This is a genomic window from Pauljensenia sp. 20925_1_34 (assembly GCF_041432775.1).
Taxonomy (GTDB): Bacteria; Actinomycetota; Actinomycetes; order Actinomycetales; family Actinomycetaceae; genus Pauljensenia.
Genome location: NZ_JAPWAG010000019.1, coordinates 23,970 through 42,276 on the forward strand (window position 1 = coordinate 23,970; position 18,307 = coordinate 42,276).

Below are 18,307 nucleotides of genomic sequence, written 5' to 3' on the forward strand. Positions count from 1 at the left end.
CGCTCACTTGCCTTCCGGCAGGTGGTAGAAGCCGTCCTCGCCCAGGCGAGCGTTCGGATCCAGCAGGATCGCGGCCTCGACCTCGTGTGCGTCACCTGCGACGCCGGCAGCCGGGTCGTCGGGCAGGCGGCGGCCCTCCACCGAGGTGAACAGCGGGGCGTGGCCCAGCATGCCCATCTCGATGTGACGCTGGCCGCTGCGCAGGCGACGGTCAGAGGCGGCGCGCCATGCGTCCAGCGCCTCGCGGCCGACCTCGCGCTCCACGATCGCCTCGAAGGCGGCCGGGTTGACCAGGGCCAGGAAGCCGGAGACGTGGCCGAAGCCAAGCGACGTCGCGAAGGCCGCGCGCACCGGTCCGCGAGAGGACAGGTTGAGCGGGGAGCGCAGCCACACGAGCGGGGCGTACTTCCCCATCGCGTCGTCGACGCAGTCCAGCGCCACGTTGGCAGGGATGAGGCCCGTGCGGAACACGTCGATGATGCCACCGACCTGGAACACGCAGGCACCGCCCTTCGCGTGACCCGTGAGGGTCTTCTGCGAGATGACGAGCAGCGGGTTACCGGGCGTGCGGCCCAGCGCCATGCCGACGCGCGTGTGCAGGTCGGACTCGTTGGGGTCGTTGGCGTTTGTGGACGTGTCGTGCTTGGACACGAAGGCCACGTCGTCGATGCCCACGCCGAGCTCGGCGAGGTTGCGGGCGATGACCGAGTCGGCTCCGCCGCGCGCCACCGCGAGGGCACCCAGGCCGGGGGCCGGGATCGAGGTGTGCGCGCCGTCGCTGAAGGTCTGCGCGTGTGCCACGACAGCCAGGACCGGCAGACCCATCTCCAGGGCGATCGAGCCGCGGGTCAGCAGCACGGTGCCGCCACCCTGCGCCTCGACGAAGCCGCCGCGGCGACGGTCGTTGGCGCGCGAGACGAAGCGCGAGGAGATGCCGCGAGCGAGCAGCTCGTTCGAGTTCGCCGTCGCGTTCATCGCGCCGAAGCCCACGATGGACTCGACCTGGATGTCGTCGATGGCGCCGGCCACGACGAAGTCGGCCTTTCCGGCCTTGATCTTGTCCAGGCCCTCCTCGATGGACACAGCCGCGGTCGCGCAGGCGCCGACCGGGTTGATCATCGAGCCGTAGCCGCCCACGTAGGACTGCATGGTGTGGGCCGCGACCACGTTGGGCAGGGTCTCCTGCAGGATGTCCTGCGGGTATTCCTCGCCCAGGAAGCGGTCGACGAACAGCTTGTGCATCGAGCGCATGCCGCCGAAGCCGGTGCCCTGCGTGGAGGCGACGGTCGCCGGGTGGACGACGCGCAGCAGCTCGGCCGGGCTAAAGCCGGCGGAGACAAAGGCATCGACAGCGGAGACCAGGTTCCACGCGGCGATCGGGTCGATCGAGTCCAGCATGGAGGCCGGGATACCCCAGCGCGCCGGGTCGAAGTCCGTCGGGAACAGGCCGCCGATGCGGCGGTTGAGGGTCGCGCGACGCGGCACGCGCACCTGGGCGCCGGACTTGCGGGTCACCTGCCACTCACCGAACGCGGTCTGCTCGACCACGGTGAACTGCGGGTCGGCCTCGGCGTAGGAGCGGGCCTCGGCCTCGTCCTCGACCGTGAACGTGATGTCGCGGTCCAGGAAGACCATCGCGGACTCGGGCGTGTAGCCGTCGTGCAGCGGGCCGTCGTCGTGGAAGAAGCGCACGCCGGAGCGGGCCACGACCTCGTCGCGGTAGCGATCGAAGATCTCCGACTCGGGAACCAGCTGGTCGTCCTTGTCGTACCAGCCGCCCACCGGGGTGTCCGACCAGGTGAGCAGGCCGGTCATCCACGCCAGCTCGAGCACGCCCGCGGGGGTGAGCTCGACGCTTCCGTCGGTGTGGATACCGAGCTCGGCCTGGACGCGGGTACGAGCGCTGCCCCACGGGCCGACCTCGCCGTGACCGACGATGACGACCGTGTCGGCCAGCGACGCGGTGGTGTTGCCCCACTGCGAGGGCTCGACGTGGGGGACGGCAACCTGCGAGGGCGAGGGCAGCGCGGAGACGGTCGCGACCGGCTCGGTGGATTCGGCCTCGGGGGCGTTAATCTCCACCTGGGCGCGCAGCGCGCGCAGGTCGATGGAGGAGTCCAGGCCACCGGTCAGGTCGGCGTCCACAGGAGCGGTGGCAGCCTGAGCGCGAACCCCGGCGCTCGACAGCTTCAGCAGCTGCTCGGCCATCTCCTCGGTCGACCAGGTACGAACGCCCGCGGCCTCGACGGCGGCGACCATCGGGTCGTTGCCGCCCATGAGGCCGGTGCCGCGCACCCAACCGATACGCGGGTGAGCGATCGACACGCGCGAACCCCAGATCGGCTCGGCCGCCCAGCGGGTTGCGATGGCGTCGAAGGAGGCCTTGGCCTCGGCGTATGCGCCGTCGCCACCGAAGATGCCGCGGTTGGGGGAGCCGGGCAGCACGACGTGCAGGCGGTGGTCGGCGTGCGTGTCGGAACCGATCGCGCACAGGCCGGCGATGGAACGCTCGACGCTCCACAGCAGCAGGCGCATCTGGTTCTCCGAGACCGGGCCAGCGTCAGCCATCGTGCCGGAGACGCGCGGAGCCGCGAAGGGGTAGAACAGCGTGGGGACCAGGGCTTCCTTGGTCACCTTGACGTCGGCGCCCACGGACTTGGTCTGCTCGGTACCGATCCACTCCACGAGCGCGTCCACGTCGCGGTAGGAGGCCAGGTTCGCGGGAACCAGCCACAGCTTCGCGCCGCCCGCGGCGTGCGTGCGGTACAGCTCCTTGGCGAAGGCCAGGCGGGAGGCCGAGATCGACGAGGAGGTCGCGATGACGGTCGCGCCACCGGCGAGCAGGCCGCCCACGACCGCGCCACCGATGGAGGCGGGGGTCATGCCGGTGACCACGGCGACGTCGTTCGCGTAGGGCAGCTCCTCGGAGGAGGAGAGGGCGTCGGCAGCAATCTGCTCGAGGCGAGCGGCGCGATCCGCGTCGCCCTCGGTGCGCAGGCGGTTCGCCCAGTACGAGGCCTGGTCGGCCACGGCGCGGCCGGTGCCCACGAAGGACGCGCCCTCGGCGAGCGTGCCTTCGGCGACGTAGCGGGCGACGTCCTCACGGGCGGAGGCCCAGCGGTCGTCGAGGAGGACCGCGCGGGCGGCGTCGAAGCGAGGCTCGACCAGGTCAACCCAGCCCGAACCGAGCTCGGCGGCGACGGCGTCGATGACGCGCGCGTCGTCGTTGCTCTCTTCATCCTCGGAGGCAGGAGCGTTCAGGCCCAGGTCGGACAGGATCGTACGAGCAATCTTGGCCAGGACGCCGTCCTCGCCCGTTACGGAGGAGGCGTAAGCGTCGAGAGCGGCCGAGTCGACCACGCCGCCGCCAGCGGAACCGCCGGCGCTGGGCAGGGACACGGCGATACCTTCGCGGGCCGCGACGGCGGCCACGGCCGCGTCGATGAGGGCATCGACGCCTGCGGCGTTCGTCGGGGCGTCCATGGGCAGGGTCGCCAGGTCACCGTCGCGGGTCGAGGCGCCCTCGCGGGTGCCCAGGACGATCTCGGCGGTGACGTGCTGGGCCCAACCGGCGCCCAGCTGCCACGTGCCCGTGACGCGCTCGGAGATACGATTCGCCTTGACGCCAGCGGCGCCGAACAGCTTGCGGGTGCGCTCCTTGACGGCCTCGGCCAGGACCGGACCGAAGGGCTTGTAGCCCTTGGCGGCCTTGTCAACCGTGGCGGACAGCGTGGCCACGTCGGCCTCGCCGGCGCCGTCGATGGAGTTCAGGCCCAGCTCGGAGGACATGTCCATGAGCAGCTGGTTGCGACGCGAGGACACGCCGTTGGTCAGCGATTCGGTCGTGTCGGTTGCGCCGACCTCGTCGATGCGGATCTTGGCGGACAGGGCCAGCAGGGCCACAATCGCGGAGGACGCCGTGAAGGGCAGGTCCGCGACGTCGGCACCCGAAGGACCGCCGGTCGGAGCTGCGGGGGCGGGAGCCGGAGCTGTCTCGGCCGCAGGAGCCGCGGGGGCGGGGGCGGGAGTAGCCTCGGCGGCGGGGGCTGCCGGGGTGATCTCCTCGTCCTCATCGTCCTCGATCACGGCGACGTCGGTCGCGTAGACGCGGGGCTCGTCGCGCTGGACGTTGAACACGTCGACGCGGGAGAGTGCGAACTCGGGGGCGAGCAGGGTGCGGGAAGCCAGGTTGGCCAGGGTCGGGGCGGCACCCAGGCCGACCTCGATGACCTGGTCGACGCCCAGGCCGGCAACGCCGGGGGCAGCCTCTTGCGTCGAGAGCAGCACGCGCTGCGTCTCGATCCAACGCACCGGGGAAGCGAACTGCCAGCACAGCAGCTCGATGAGCAGCGTGCGGGTGAGAACGCCCGGGTTGGCCAGCGCCGCGTCCCACGCACCCTCTGCCTCGAGCAGCTCGCGCACCGTGTCGGAGGGAACCACGTCGAGGATGGACTGGACGAACTCGCGGGTCAGCTCGAAGGGACGCGCCACCAGGTTGGGGATGTAGCGGCCGACGAGCTTGGCGGGGTCGATCTCGGCGGGGATACGCTCGTCGAGCTTCGTGCGGAAGTCCGCCACGCCGCCGCGCAGGACGGTGGAGTGGAAGGGCACGTCGATGCCGGGAACGTACATGAAGGGACGCTTGCCGCCGCGCTCGGCGGCGCGCTTGGTGGCGTCCTCCTCGAGGGCCTTCAGGCCCGCGACCGTGCCGGCGACCGCGTACTGCTGGCCCGCCAGGTTGAAGTTCACGATCTGGAGGAACTCACCCGACGCCTCAGCGATCGAGGCGACGTACTCCACGACGTGGGCATCGTCGACGCCGAACTGGTTCGGGCGCAGCGCACCCATGCGGTAGTTCGAACGGCCCTTCTCGTCGCGGGGCACGAGCGAGTGCATCGTGGAGCCGCGCTGGAAGACCAGGTCGAGGACGATTTCGAGCGGGAAGACCTCGGCGTATGCCGCCAGAGCGTCGTACTCGCCCAGCGAGTGACCGGCGAAGGCAGCACCCGGAACCAGGACGCCCTCTTCGCGCATGCGGGCCGTCTGGCCAATCGCCAGGGTCGCGAGCGCGACCTGCGTGAACTGCGTGAGGTTCAAGACGCCCTCGGGGTGACGGTAGGTCACACCGCGCGCCACGATCTCGGTCGGGTTGTCGCGCACGATCGCCAGGATGGAGAAGCCCATCGCGGAGCGGGTGTGCGCGTCGGCGCGGCGCCAGACCTCGTCCACGGCCTTGGACTTGGTGCGCTCGTCCAGGCCCATGCCGGCGCTCTGGATGCCCTGGCCGGGGTAGACGTAGGCGACCTTCGGGGCGAAGGTGTAGGCCGATGCACGAGAGACGACCTGCTTGTTGATGCGGCAGGTGACCTCGAGGGACAGGCCGCCACCGACGACGCGACCCACGCGCTCGACGGTGATCTCAACCTCGTCGTTCAGGTCGACGGTGCCGTACATGTAGTACGTCCAGCCGGCGATCTGAGCACCGCCCTGACCGGCGACGACGGCCTCGGCCGCGTGCTGAGCGGTGGCCGACAGCCACATGCCGTGCACGAGGGGAGCGTCCATGCCCGCGACCTTGGCGGCCGCGTAGGAGGTGTGGATCGGGTTGTAGTCGCCCGACACGATCGCGAACGGCGTCATGTCGTCGGGGGCCTTGACGCTCACGCGGCGCAGCACCGAGCGGGGAGTGTCCACGACCTCGACCGAAGCACCGCCGAAGGGCGCAGCCTCGGAGGGGGCGCGGTTGCCGGTGGCGCGGCCGCGGATCGCGAAGCGCTCCTGCGTGGAGCCGACGTGCTCGCCGTTGGCCTTCAGGTCCAAGGCGACCGTGACGATACGGCCGGAGGAGGACTCGTCGACGGCGGCCACGTGGCTGGTCACGTCGATCGTCGTGATGCCGCGCTCGAGCATCTGCTCGGGCGTGTACTCCAGCGTGATCGAGTGGTCCAGGTGGACGGCGTTGAGCAGGCCCTCAATGACCGGGTAGTCGTTGTGGATGGCCGACCCCAGGGCCGCGTAGATTGCGGGCCAGGCGGGGCCGAGCAGGGCGTCGGGCGCCCAGGCGGCCAGCTCGTAGGAGGCGGGCAGGGCCGCGCCCGTGGCCTCCGCGTGGTCGAAGCCCAGGGTGGGTGCCAGCGTGAAGGAGTAGTGGGCCTCACCGAAGACGGACTTGGTGGAGGGAACCATCACGGGCAGCGCGTCCACGGTGTCGCCCGCGACGGACACGGAGGTCACGCCGGCGGTGGCCGCGAGCATCGCGTACATGTGCTGGGGCAGCTTGGCCTCGTCGACGACGGGCACCGCGCCGTCTTCGCCCGACAGGACGAGGGGGAAGACCAGCTCGCGCACCGCGTGCTTCTCGGCGCCGCGCGGGTCGTCATCCCAGGCGGTGTCCAGGTGGATGACCATGTCCACGCCGGACTCGGTCGGGTTCAGGGACACGCGCTCGGTGTCGAGGATCGCGGCCGGGTTGGTCATGAGGTGACCGGTCCACGAGATGAAGGGGACCTTACGCAGCCATTCCTCGCGGGTGGCGGAGGCGCTGCCGTTGCCCAGGCGTGCGGCGACGGGGGTCGCCACCGCGCCGGAGGCGGCGAGGCGCTCGGCTGCGGCGGCCTCGAATCGACCCAGCAGGGAGGCGACGGGCTCGTCGACGCGGTCGATGCCGGCCACGGAGACGGGGCCGGGGATGATACGCACCTGGTCGGCGGTGTAGCGCTCGTCCTGGGCCTGCCACAGGCAGTCCTGGCCCCACCAGCGGATGAGGTCGTCGTCCAGGATCGGGACGAAGGGCATCGGCTTGGGGTAGGAGCGGCACAGGGCAGGGAACCAGGCGGCGTCGATGGGGGTGACGTGCGTGGTTGCGGCGTTCGGGTAGGCGGCCATGAGGCGGTCGGCGGCGGCGTGGGCGTCAGCGACGTCCTCGACGGTCGGGAAGAGGGTCTCGACCTCGCCGTGATCCACGGGGGCCAGGCGCGCCTCGACGCGCTGGAGCAGGTCGTGGTAGCGGATCTGCCACGTGGGATCGACCCACGGGAAGGACAGGTCGGCGAAGCGACGCACCCAGGCCTCGTAGGTCATCTCTTCGAGGTCGCCGAAGTAGGGCTTGGCGGTGTGGGAGAGGATCTCGACGATCTCGTCCTTGCGGGCGCGCACCTGGGCGCCGTCCGAGCCGATCTCGGCGATGATGCGGGCGGCGGCGGCCGCCGCGTTGGAGACCTCGTGCATGTCGGCGCGCAGGTGGGACAGGCCCGACGTCATGCCGCCGCGGGTCACGCCCTCGCCGACCCAACCTCCGAGCTCGTCGTCGTCGGGAACGCCGGGGGTGGCCACGAGCAGTTCCTTGACGGCCTTGGTGGTGTGTGCTTCCTTCGTCGTCATCGCGGCGGTGCCCACGAGGACGCCGTCCACGGGCATCGGCGGGCGGCCGTAACGGGCCGACCAGTCACCGGTCAGGAAGTCGGCGGCGCGCTCGGGCGTGCCGATGCCGCCGCCCACGGTCAGGACGATGTTGGACTGGGCGCGCAGCTGGGCGTAGGTGGCCAGCAGCAGGTCTGAGAGGTTCTCCCAGGAGTGGTGGCCGCCGGAGTGGCCGTCCTCGACCTGGACGATGACCTTAACCGGGTCGGCTTCGCGGGCGATGGCAATGACCTTGCGGATCTGGTCGACCGTGCCGGGCTTGAAGGCCACGTAGGGGAAGCCGTCGGCGCGCAGCTGCTCGATGAGGGCGAGGGCCTCGTCCTGCTCGGGGATGCCAGCGGAGACGACGACGCCGTCGATGGGGGCGCCGGACGCGCGCGAGCGCGACACGATGCGGGCCTGGCCGAACTGGAGGTTCCACAGGTAGCGGTCCAGGAACATGGAGTTGAACTGGGCGGTGTGGCCGGGGCGCAGCTGGGCGCGCAGGCCCGCCAGGTTCTCGGTGTAGACCTCTTCGGTGACCTGACCGCCGCCCGCCATCTCGGCCCAGAAGCCGGCGTTGGCTGCGGCCGCGACGATCGAGGGGTCAACGGTCGTGGGGGTCATGCCGGCCAGCAGCACGGGGGAGCGGCCGGTCAGGCGCGAGAAGGCCGTGTCGACGACGGTCTTGCCGCCGGGCAGGGTCACGAGGCCGGGGCGCAGGTTGGACCAGTCGGTGCCGGGCTCGGGGGCCCAGCCGGGGGTCGCGGCCTTGTCGCGGTCAGCGGAGGTGCCGGCGGCGACGACGCCGACGCCGGTGCCCTCGACGAGGGCGCGGGTCATGCGCACGGTGGTCGCGCCCGGACCCATGTCGACGATCCAGGTGGCGCCGGAGTCGGCGGCCGCACCGATCTGATCGGGCCAGTTAACAGGGGTGGTCAGCACGGCGGAGCCCAGCGAGTGGGCCAGCTCGGCGTCGATGCCACACTCGGCAGCCCACTCGTCCACGAGGGTGAGGGCGTCGGCGAGCATAGGGGAGTGGAAGGGCACGTAGACCGGGAGGTACTCGCACACGGGGGACAGCGGGCGACCGCCGCGCTCGTGGGCGTCGTGCGCGGCCTTGTCCCGGGCGGCGGCGCGCTCAATGGCGGCGACCAGGGAGGCCAGGTCGTTCGGCGCGCCCGAGACGACGTGCGTGTCGGTGTCGTTGCGCAGAGCAATCGAGAGCGGGTGCGAGGTCGACGGCAGGGAGTCCACGATGCGGGTCAGCAGTGCGTCGGACACGCCGCGCACGGAGACCATGTAGGTCGCGTCCCCACTGTGCGGGGCGCGCGCACGGCGCGTCACGCGGGCAGCGGCCGCGCCGATCAGACGAGCGAGCGCGAACACGGACGCGGCCCGGGCCTCGTCCCCATCGATCCACGCGCGGGCGATCTCCACGCCGAGCACGCCCTGCGAGTGACCCTCAAACGCGGTGGGCTGATTCGCCACGATATTCAGGCCAGCGCGCGTCAGGTCGATGAGCGCGCCCAGCTGAGCGGCCACGATACCCGGAACCGACAGGGCGGCTTCGTCGGGACCGGCAACCTCGCGGGTCACGGCCACCTCACCGTCGGGAGCGGGCAGCGTGAAGGGAAGAACCGACACGGACTGCGTGGCCAGCGAACGGCGCACGGGGGAGAGCACCTTGTCCGAGGCCTCGATGACGCCCGCGACAATCGCCGCGATCTCCGGGTCGTGGGCAATCTCGTCGAGCGCAGCGCGCCACGGGGTCGCCTGACCGGCAAAGGTCAGCGCGTAGGGGGTCTCATTGAGAGAGGACACAAACGACATGTTCATACTTTCGATCGGGGACAATACTTCTCAAACGACACCGGTCACAGGGGACCGTTGTCGTGACGCTTCACATGGGGGGCACGCTGGTCCTTGGAGGCCAGCAGGTGCAGGGAATCGATGATGGTCTGGCGAGTATCGGCGGGAGCGATGATGCCGTCGAGCTGACCCGAGGCCACGGAGACCTCCGGGTTGACGGTCTCGTCTTCGTAGCGGGCAACCAGCTCGGCCTTCGTCTCATCGAAGGTGCCGGCCTCGCGGGCGGCTGCCAGCTCACGTCGATACATGATCGAGGCCGCGCCCTCGGCGCCCATGACCGCGATCTGCGCGTCCGGCCAGGCAAACGCGAGGTCCGCGCCAATCGACTTCGAGCCCATGACGATGTACGCGCCGCCGTAGGCCTTACGCAAAATGACGGTCACCATCGGAACGGTCGCGTTCGCGTAGGCAACAATCACCTTCGCGCCGCGGCGGATAATGCCTGCCTGCTCCTGTTCGGTGCCCGGACGGTAACCGGGAACGTCCACGAAGGTCACGATCGGCAGGCCGAACGCATCGCAGAAACGCACGAAACGCGCCGCCTTCTCCGAGGCATCCACGTCCAGCGTGCCCGCATCGTTGATCGGCTGGTTCGCCACGATGCCCACGGACTGGCCGTCGACGCACGCGAAACCGATTGTCACGTTGGGAGCAAACAGGTCCTGAATCTCCACGTATTCGCCGTGGTCCACGAGCGAACGCACCACGTCGCGCACGTCGTAGGGCTGGCGCACCGAGGTGGGCACCAGGTCCGCGACCGCGCGAGCCGCGGCCTCGTCCTCGGGATTGGGAACGTAGTCGTACTTGGGGGGATCCACCTCGCACGAGGAGGGCAGGTAGTCCAGCAGCGAGCGCACGTAGTCGATCGCCTCTTCCTCCGTGTCGGCCATGTGGTGGGCGACGCCGGACTGGAAGTTGTGGATCGCCGCGCCACCGAGCTCATCGAGCGTCACCTTCTCGCCCGTTGTCGCCGCGACGACGTCCGGGCCCGTCACGAACATGTGCGAGTTCTCGCGTGTCATGACGATGAAGTCGGTCAGAGCCGGCTGATAGACGGCGCCGCCCGCGCAGGGGCCAAGGATGATCGAAATCTGGGGGACCAGACCCGAGGCCTCGCACGTCTTCTTGAAGATACGGCCGTACTGAGCAAGCGCGACGACGCCCTCCTGGATGCGGGCACCGCCCGAATCCTGAATGCCGACAATCGGAATGCGCATCCGAATACCCCGGTCGATCAGGTCGACGATCTTGTCGCCCTCGACCTTGCCGAGGGTCCCACCCAGCACCGAGAAATCCTGCGCGTACGCGGCGACCATGCGGCCCTGAACGCGGCCGTACCCGGCGGCCACGGCCGAACCGACACGACCAGCGCGCACCGACCCGCCGATGAACTGGCCGACCTCGTGCCACACGCCGTCGTCAAAGAACAGAGCGAGCCGCTCGCGAGCCGTCAGCTTCTGCTTGGCGTGTTGGCGTTGGGCGGCCTTTTCCTCCGCGGCCTTGGCAATCGCTTCCTGGGCCTGAATGAACCCTTCGCGCGTGAACCGGTTGGGGGTTGTCATTGCGCCTCCTTGTCAGTGGCGATGTGGGCGATGCGAGTACCGGCGGTCACGGTGTCACCCTGCTTGATGGACAGGGAGGTGACGGTGCCCGCGCGGGGAGCGAGCAGCGGCTTTTCCATCTTCATGGCCTCGAGGACGGCCACGAGCTGGCCTTCCTCGACCTGGTCGCCCTCGGACACGGCCAGGGCGACGACGATGGCCTGCATGGGCGCGACGATGTCGCCGGGGGCGCCCTGGTGGGGACCGGCCTGGGAGGTCGAGGCGCCCGCGCGGCGCGGCGTGGAGCGCAGCGGCTGGGGCGGACGCGGGGCGGCGGCAGCCGGGGCATTGAACATGCCGGCGGGCAGGGTCAGGGAGACGCGGCGCCCGTCCAGCTCGATGATGTAGGTCTGGCGCGGCAGGTCGGCCGTGGAGGTAGCCTCGGCCGGAACCGCCAGGTCCGAGTAGTCGTGGCGGGGCATGAACGTCGTCTCGAACCAGCGGGTGGAGACGTTGAAGCCGCCCACGCCGCAGAAGTCCGGGTCGTTGATGATGTCCTGGTAGACGGGCACCGGCGTGGCCACGCCCTGGACCGAGAACTCGGCCAGCGCGCGGCGGGAGCGGGCCAGGGCCTGCTCGCGGTCGGCACCGGTGACGATGATCTTGGCGATCATGGAGTCGAAGGCGGTCTGCACGGAGTCGCCCTGGTCGATGCCCAGCTCCAGGCGGATGCCCGGGCCGAGCGGCCAGTGGACCTCGTCGAGGCGCCCTGCCGTGGGGGTCAGATCCTTGGAGGGGTCCTCGGAGGTCACGCGGAACTCGAAGGAGTGGCCGCGAGGCTCGGGCGGGGTGGTCAGAGCCAGACCCTGGGCGATGCGGATCTGCTCGCGCACCAGGTCAATGCCCGTGACCTCTTCGGAGACGGGGTGCTCGACCTGGAGGCGCGGGTTGACCTCGAGGAACCAGATGTTGCCGTCCGGCTCCAGGAGGAATTCGACGGTGCCCACGCCGACGTAGTCCACGTGTTCGAACAGCGCGCGGGAGGCATTCACGAGCGTCTCGTGCGCGCCCTCGGGCAGGAAGGGAGCGGGGGCCTCCTCGACCAGCTTCTGGTTGCGGCGCTGCACCGAGCAGTCGCGCGTGGAGATCACGTGGAAGTTACCCAGGGAGTCGCGCGCGGACTGGGTTTCGACGTGGCGTGCGACCTCGACGAAACGCTCCACGAAGTGGGCGCCCAGGTCGGCGGCGTCGGTGTGGCGGGCGAAGAACAGGTCCAGGTCGGCTGCCGAGCGGATGATGCTGATGCCGCGTCCGCCGCCGCCGTCGGCGCGCTTGAGCACCACGGGGTAGCCAGCCGACGCGATGAAGTCCTCGACCTCGGCGCGCGAGGTCACCGGCTCGGAGACGCCGGGAACTGGGGAGACGCCACAGGCCTCAGCAATGCGACGCGCGTTGATCTTGTCGCCCAGCGCATCGATAACGGAGGAGGCGGGACCGAGCCACGCGATGCCGGCATCCTCGACGGCTCGCGCGAACTCGGAGTTCTCGGACAGGAAGCCGTAGCCGGGGTGGATGGCGTCGGCGCCGGTCTCAAGAGCAATCGCCAGGATCTTGTCGCCGTTGAGGTAGGTCGACGCGGCGTCGTCTCCGCCCAGGGAGAGTGCCTCATCGGCCTCGTGCGTGTGGGGCGCGGCCATATCCTGATCGGCGTAGACCGCGATCGTGGAAATGCCCATGTCGGTGGCCGTGCGGCACACGCGTAGGGCGATTTCGCCACGGTTGGCGACGAGGATTCGGTTAATTGTTCGCACGCTTCTCCTTGGTGTCGTGAACGGGTGTCAGAGGAATACCTGTGGTCAGGACGTCTCCGGCGTCGATTCTGTGGCTGTGCCCATCGTCGGTGCGCAGCAGCAGCGCCCCCGTGGGGGCCAGTCCGAGCGCAAGCCCTTCGAGGGCGGGCGTCCCGGACGCGTCTGTGGGGCTGGCCAACGCGATGCGCGTGCCGATGAGCGGCAGGGCGGCCTCGGCCTCGGCGAGCAGGCCGGCGCTGATGGCGTCTCCGTGGCGCACCAGGGAGCTGATGCGCTGGTCCAGGCCGGCCAGGATCTGCCCGAGGAGCTCATGGGCGACGCCCGTGGGGTCCTCTCCGGCGCGCTGGTCGCCTTCCGCCGCTAGGGAGGTGGCCTGCGCGGTGGGCAGGATGGCGCGCTCCTGGCCGATGTTGACGCCGTAGCCGAGGATCGCCGCGGTCGTGAAGGGGGACGAGGCCGGGGCGAGCTGGGCGAGGATCCCGCAGATTTTGCGCGCCCCGTCGACGAGGACGTCGTTGGGCCATTTGAGGGACACCGCGTGGCCGAGGGGTTCCAGGCGGGTTGCCAGGGCCTCGCGAACCGACAGGGCACAGGCGTGGACGATCCATCCCAGCGCGTCGGCGGGCAGAGAGACGGGCAGGGAGACGATTGTCGAGGCCAGGAGGGCCTGTCCGGGCGGGGTGACCCAGCTGCGGCCCAGGCGCCCCCGCCCCGCACTTTGACGGTCAGCGATGATCGTCGTGAGGTGTGGGGTGGGGATGGTGGTGTCGGCGAGGAGGCTGGCTGCGACGTCGAGTGTGGAGGGCGTGTTGTCCACGTAGTAGACGGGGGCGCGCACGGCGTCGATCGACATGCGTGTAGGGGCTTGCATACGCGCTCCTTCCCGTGGGTGGCCATGTTTGACAGGGGCGATCACGCGCCCCGGTACTTAAAAGTTTGTCTTAAAAGTCGTAGAGATGCACGTAGTTTTTAAAAAATTGGAGTAGTTTTCGGCAAATCACTACGGAGGCGTAACCAAGCGCGATGCCCGTGACTGCGCGGAAGGCGCGAAATTCCCCCGTTTTGTCCCTGAGATGAGGATCACCGATGCCTGCGGTGCCCGGGGCGCCGGCCCGGGCGCTGCGGGGTCGCTACCATAGAGGGGAACCCGCGCGCGCGTGCGCGCCCCGAACCACCCGAACGGAGTAACGTGGCGGAGTTTATTTATCAGATGATCAAGGCTCGCAAGGCCATCGGTGACAAGGTCATCCTCGACGATGTCACCATGGCGTTCTTCCCGGGCGCCAAGATCGGCATGGTCGGCCCCAACGGTGCCGGTAAGTCCTCGATCCTGAAGATCATGGCCGGACTCGATGAGCCTTCCAACGGCGAGGCTCGTCTGACCCCCGGCTACTCGGTCGGCATCCTTATGCAGGAGCCCGTCCTCGATGAGACGAAGACCGTCATCGAGAACGTGCGCCTGGGCGCCGCCGACATTTTCGGCAAGCTCGCCCGCTTCAACGAGATCTCCGAAGAGATGGCGAACCCGGACGCCGACTTCGATGCCCTCATGGATGAAATGGGCAAGCTGCAGACCGAAATCGATGCCGCCAATGCCTGGGATATCGACTCCCAGCTCGACCAGGCGATGGATGCCCTGCGCTGCCCCCCGCCGGACCAGCCGGTCTCCGTCCTGTCGGGTGGTGAGCGTCGCCGCGTCGCGCTGTGCAAGCTCCTCATCGAGGCGCCTGATCTGCTCCTGCTCGATGAGCCCACGAACCACCTGGACGCCGAATCCGTCCTGTGGCTCGAGAAGCACCTGGCCTCCTACCCGGGCGCCGTCATCGCCGTCACTCACGACCGCTACTTCCTTGATCACGTCGCCGGCTGGATCGCCGAGGTTGACCGCGGTCACCTCTACCCCTACGAGGGTAACTACTCGACCTACTTGGAGACCAAGGAGAAGCGTCTTCAGGTCCAGGGCCAGAAGGATGCCAAGCTGGCCAAGCGCCTGAAGGAAGAACTTGAGTGGGTTCGCTCCAACGCCAAGGGCCGCCAGGCCAAGTCGAAGGCCCGTCTGGCTCGCTACGAGGAGATGGCCGCCGAGGCTGAGCGCACTCGCAAGCTCGATTTCGAGGAGATCCAGATTCCGCCGGGCCCCCGTCTGGGCAGCGTCGTCATCGAGGCGAAGAACCTGCAGAAGGGCTTTGGGGATCGTTCCCTTATTAACGGCCTGTCGTTCTCGCTGCCGCGTAACGGCATCGTCGGCGTCATCGGCCCCAACGGCGTCGGTAAGACCACGCTCTTCAAGACGATCGTGGGCCTGGAGCCCCTCGACGGCGGCGACCTGACGATCGGCGAGACCGTCAAGATCAGCTACGTCGACCAGTCTCGCGCCGGCATCGATCCTGACAAGACGCTGTGGCAGGTTGTGTCCGACGGTCTGGACTTTATCCAGGTCGGCAATGTCGAGATGCCCTCGCGCGCCTACGTGTCGGCCTTCGGCTTCAAGGGGCCGGATCAGCAAAAGCCAGCGGGCGTCCTCTCCGGTGGTGAGCGTAACCGCCTGAACCTGGCCCTGACCCTCAAGCAGGGCGGCAACCTGCTCCTGCTGGACGAGCCGACCAACGACCTGGACGTCGAGACGCTGAGCTCCCTGGAGAATGCCCTCCTGGCTTTCCCCGGCTGCGCCGTCGTCGTCACGCACGACCGTTGGTTCCTGGATCGCGTCGCCACCCACATCCTCGCGTGGGAGGGGACCGAGGAGCATCCCGACAAGTGGTACTGGTTCGAGGGCAACTTTGAGGCCTACGAGAAGAACAAGGTCGAGCGCCTGGGCGAGGCCGCCGCGAATCCGCATCGCGTCACTCATCGCAAGCTGACGCGCGACTGATGCTGCAAGCGAGGTGAGGGGGAGGGCCGTGGGGTCCTCCCCCTCACGTCGTATTGTGACGAGGCCGTGGCGTACTTGCTCCTGCGCCTTCGTCACGGGTCGGAAGTTCCGCTGGTTTTAGGTGTTAACTGTGCGCCGACAATCCAACTGCCCATGAATAATGAGTGTTCGTTGGAATTGTGGAGCGCTGACGGCTTCAGAGGCGTCGTGGCCGTGTAGTGGACACCACTTGCCTTTTGCGCAGGTCACATTTAGTATGTGACTCGAATCGCATAATAGTAGCGGCGTGAAAGGGGCTCCGATGACGATTGCGAAAGCGCTCATCGACGCGCTGGGTGGACACCTCAATATTGTTGAGATCGAACCCTGCACAATGCGTATCCGTGTTCAGGTAAAGACTCAGCGGGCGGTCGACGAAGCTGCACTGCGCGTCGATGGTGTCTTGGCGGTCGTCCGTTCCGGCGACGTCGTGCAGATTGTGTGTGGGGCAACGTCCGACGATATTGCCCAGGCAATGATTGCCTCCCTCGAATCCGTGGCCCATGACACGCCTGTGGAGGCTCTGTCACAGCGGGCTCACGCCTAGAATTTAAACATCTCCAGCCCACAACGTAGAGAGCTTGATCCGTGGATATTCATTCCCCCGCATCCGACAATATCGACCAGCTGCGCCGTATCGCCGATGCTAACGGCGTCGCAACCGGCTTTTGGGACTGGTACGGGAACTGGGTGGGTGTCGGCGCCCCAACCCTTCTCAAGGTTCTCGGCGCCCTCGGCCTTCCCCTCAACGAATCGTCCACGGTGGGAGACGTCGACCATGCGATGCAACTGACCGAGGAGCGCGAGTGGCGTCGGACCCTGCCTCCGACGATTGTTGCCCGCGAGGGCGGCGGCTACCTCTTCCCCGTGCACGTGCCCGACGGCTCGTGGGTCAACGTCCAGTGGGTTCTCGAAGACGGGCGCAAGGGGCAGTGCGAGCAGATTGATCGCTACGTGCCCCCGCGCATGATCGACGGCCAGCTCGTGGGGCGCGCGACTTTCGACGTTCCGCACTGGGTTCCGCTTGGTTGGCATCGCCTCGTCGCCACCGTCGAAGGTGGGCGCGTGGAGTCGGCGACCCTCATCGTCGTCCCGAACACGCTGTCGTTGCCGATCCTGGAGTCGTCGCGCCGCGCGTGGGGCGTCAATGCCCAGCTTTACTCGACGCGCTCGGCATCCTCCTGGGGCATCGGCGATGCTACAGACCTTGCCGATCTGGCCGCCGTCTGCGCGGACAAGGGCGCGGACTTCCTGCTCATCAATCCGGTGCACGCCTCGCAGCCCGTTTCTCCGCTGGAGACGTCCCCGTACCTGCCGGTGTCGCGGCGGTGGCTCAACCAGATCTACATTCGCCCCGAGTCCATCGAGGAATACGCGGCGCTGCCGCAGTCCGCGCGCGAGGCTATCGAGCAGCTGAGTGAGGAGACGCGCCAGTTCGCAAGCCGCGAGGATCTCATCGACCGTGATCGTGCGTGGGAGGCCAAGCGCAAGGCGCTTGAGATCATCTTCGCCGTGCCGCGCTCTTACCACCGCCAGTCCCAGTTCGATCACTTCGTCGAAGAAGGCGGCTCCGAGCTATCCAACTACGCGCTGTGGTGCGCGCTCGTTGAGCGCGAGGGGACGATCGAGCTGCCCGAGGACCTGGAGCGCTCGACGTCTCCGCGCGTCGAGCTTGAGCGCCTCGAATTAGCTGACCGCGTGAACTTCTACGAGTGGTGCCAGTGGATCGCCTCTGAGCAGCTCGCTCACGCCCAGCAGGTGGCGCGTGAGGTCGGCATGGAGATCGGCATCATGGCCGACCTGGCCGTTGGCGTGCACGGTCATGGCTCCGAGAAGTGGAGCCGTCCCGAGCTCTTCGCCACGGGCATGACCGTGGGCGCCCCGCCGGACGTCTACTCCCAGCAGGGCCAGAACTGGTCCCAGCCGCCGTGGTCGCCGCGTTCCCTCGCGGAGAGTGGCTACACACCGCTGCGCGACATGGTTCGTGCCGCCCTGGCCAACGCGGGTGCCGTGCGCATTGACCACATCCTGGGCATGTTCCGCCTGTGGTGGATCCCGGAGGGCCGTGCGGCCACCGAGGGTACCTACGTGTACTACGACCACGAGGCCATGATGGGCGTCATCCTGCTGGAGGCCCAGCGCGCCGGTGCGGTCGTCATCGGTGAGGACCTGGGCGTCGTGGAGCCCTGGGTGCGCGACTACCTGCGTGATCGCGGCGTTCTGGGCACCTCGGTCGTGTGGTTCGAGAAGGAGGGCGGCGGCTGGCCGCTGCGTCCCGAGCACTACCGTGACCGTGCGCTGGCTGCGGTCAATATCCACGACCTGCCGCCCACGCTGGGTTACATCCGTGGCATACAGACGACGCTGCGCAACGAGCTCGGCCTGCTGACCGACGATATCGAGACCGTGCGCGCGGGCGACCGCCAGGAGTTGGAGAGGGTTGCGGCGCGCCTGCACGAGTACGGCTGCCTCGACGGCGCGGAGCCGTCCGAACGTGAGATGGTTGAGGGCCTGTACCGCTACGTCGGCAAGGTTCCTTCCAAGCTCATTGTCGCCTCGCTGGTCGACGCGGTGGGTGACGTGCGCCCGCAGAACATGCCCGGTACCGGAGCGGACCAGTACCCCAACTGGTGCGTGCCCCTGTGCGACTCTGACGGCGAGGAGGTCTTCATCGAGGATCTGCCCAGCAACGAGCGCCTGACGTCGCTGTTCGGCCTGCTGACGGCGGCGGTGCGCTGAGAGCTCACAAGAGACGGTGAAACCCCGCGGCCGAT

7 protein-coding genes are annotated in these 18,307 nt (G+C 68.6%); 3 read left to right on the forward strand and 4 right to left on the reverse strand.

Annotated elements, in window-relative coordinates:
• Positions 1 to 3 precede the first annotated feature (3 nt).
• Genes O3669_RS07905 through O3669_RS07920 form a run of 4 tightly spaced genes read right to left on the reverse strand, consistent with a single transcriptional unit; the run spans position 4 to position 13,493 of the window.
• Positions 4 to 9,231 (reverse strand): fatty acid synthase subunit beta domain-containing protein, encoded by a 9,228-nt coding sequence (locus tag O3669_RS07905; protein WP_371524292.1) that lies wholly within the window; start codon positions 9,229 to 9,231, stop codon positions 4 to 6.
• Positions 9,232 to 9,275: 44 nt separating this feature from the next.
• Positions 9,276 to 10,832 (reverse strand): acyl-CoA carboxylase subunit beta, encoded by a 1,557-nt coding sequence (locus O3669_RS07910; protein ID WP_314768198.1) that lies wholly within the window; start codon positions 10,830 to 10,832, stop codon positions 9,276 to 9,278.
• Complete coding sequence (locus O3669_RS07915; protein ID WP_314768197.1) at positions 10,829 to 12,622, reverse strand: biotin carboxylase N-terminal domain-containing protein; 1,794 nt, start codon at positions 12,620 to 12,622, stop codon at positions 10,829 to 10,831. Before O3669_RS07915 ends, O3669_RS07910 begins: the two co-directional genes overlap by 4 nt.
• On the reverse strand, positions 12,609 to 13,493 hold the full coding sequence (locus tag O3669_RS07920) for a biotin--[acetyl-CoA-carboxylase] ligase (RefSeq protein WP_371524289.1): 885 nt from the start codon (positions 13,491 to 13,493) through the stop codon (positions 12,609 to 12,611). The genes O3669_RS07915 and O3669_RS07920 overlap by 14 nt, the downstream gene beginning before the upstream one ends.
• A 318-nt stretch (positions 13,494 to 13,811) precedes the next feature.
• Between O3669_RS07920 and ettA the strand changes: the two genes are divergently transcribed.
• From ettA to malQ, 3 genes are all read left to right on the forward strand, one after another.
• A complete protein-coding gene (gene ettA, locus O3669_RS07925) occupies positions 13,812 to 15,494 on the forward strand; it encodes an energy-dependent translational throttle protein EttA (protein WP_371524290.1) in 1,683 nt (560 codons plus the stop codon).
• 301 nt (positions 15,495 to 15,795) lie between these two features.
• Entirely contained in the window at positions 15,796 to 16,080 is a 285-nt protein-coding gene (locus O3669_RS07930) for a PTS transporter subunit EIIB (RefSeq protein ID WP_295969011.1), read from the forward strand.
• A gap of 41 nt (positions 16,081 to 16,121) precedes the next feature.
• Complete coding sequence (gene malQ, locus O3669_RS07935; protein WP_371524291.1) at positions 16,122 to 18,272, forward strand: 4-alpha-glucanotransferase; 2,151 nt, start codon at positions 16,122 to 16,124, stop codon at positions 18,270 to 18,272.
• Positions 18,273 to 18,307 lie beyond the last annotated feature (35 nt).

Excerpts from the sequence above, each read along its gene's own strand:
- O3669_RS07920 (WP_371524289.1), bottom strand. The coding sequence starts at position 13,493 with ATGCAAGCCCCTACACGCATGTCGATCGACGCCGTGCGCGCCCCCGTC.
- O3669_RS07930 (WP_295969011.1), top strand. The coding sequence starts at position 15,796 with ATGACGATTGCGAAAGCGCTCATCGACGCGCTGGGTGGACACCTCAAT.
- O3669_RS07905 (WP_371524292.1), bottom strand. The coding sequence starts at position 9,231 with ATGTCGTTTGTGTCCTCTCTCAATGAGACCCCCTACGCGCTGACCTTT.
- O3669_RS07910 (WP_314768198.1), bottom strand. The coding sequence starts at position 10,832 with ATGACAACCCCCAACCGGTTCACGCGCGAAGGGTTCATTCAGGCCCAG.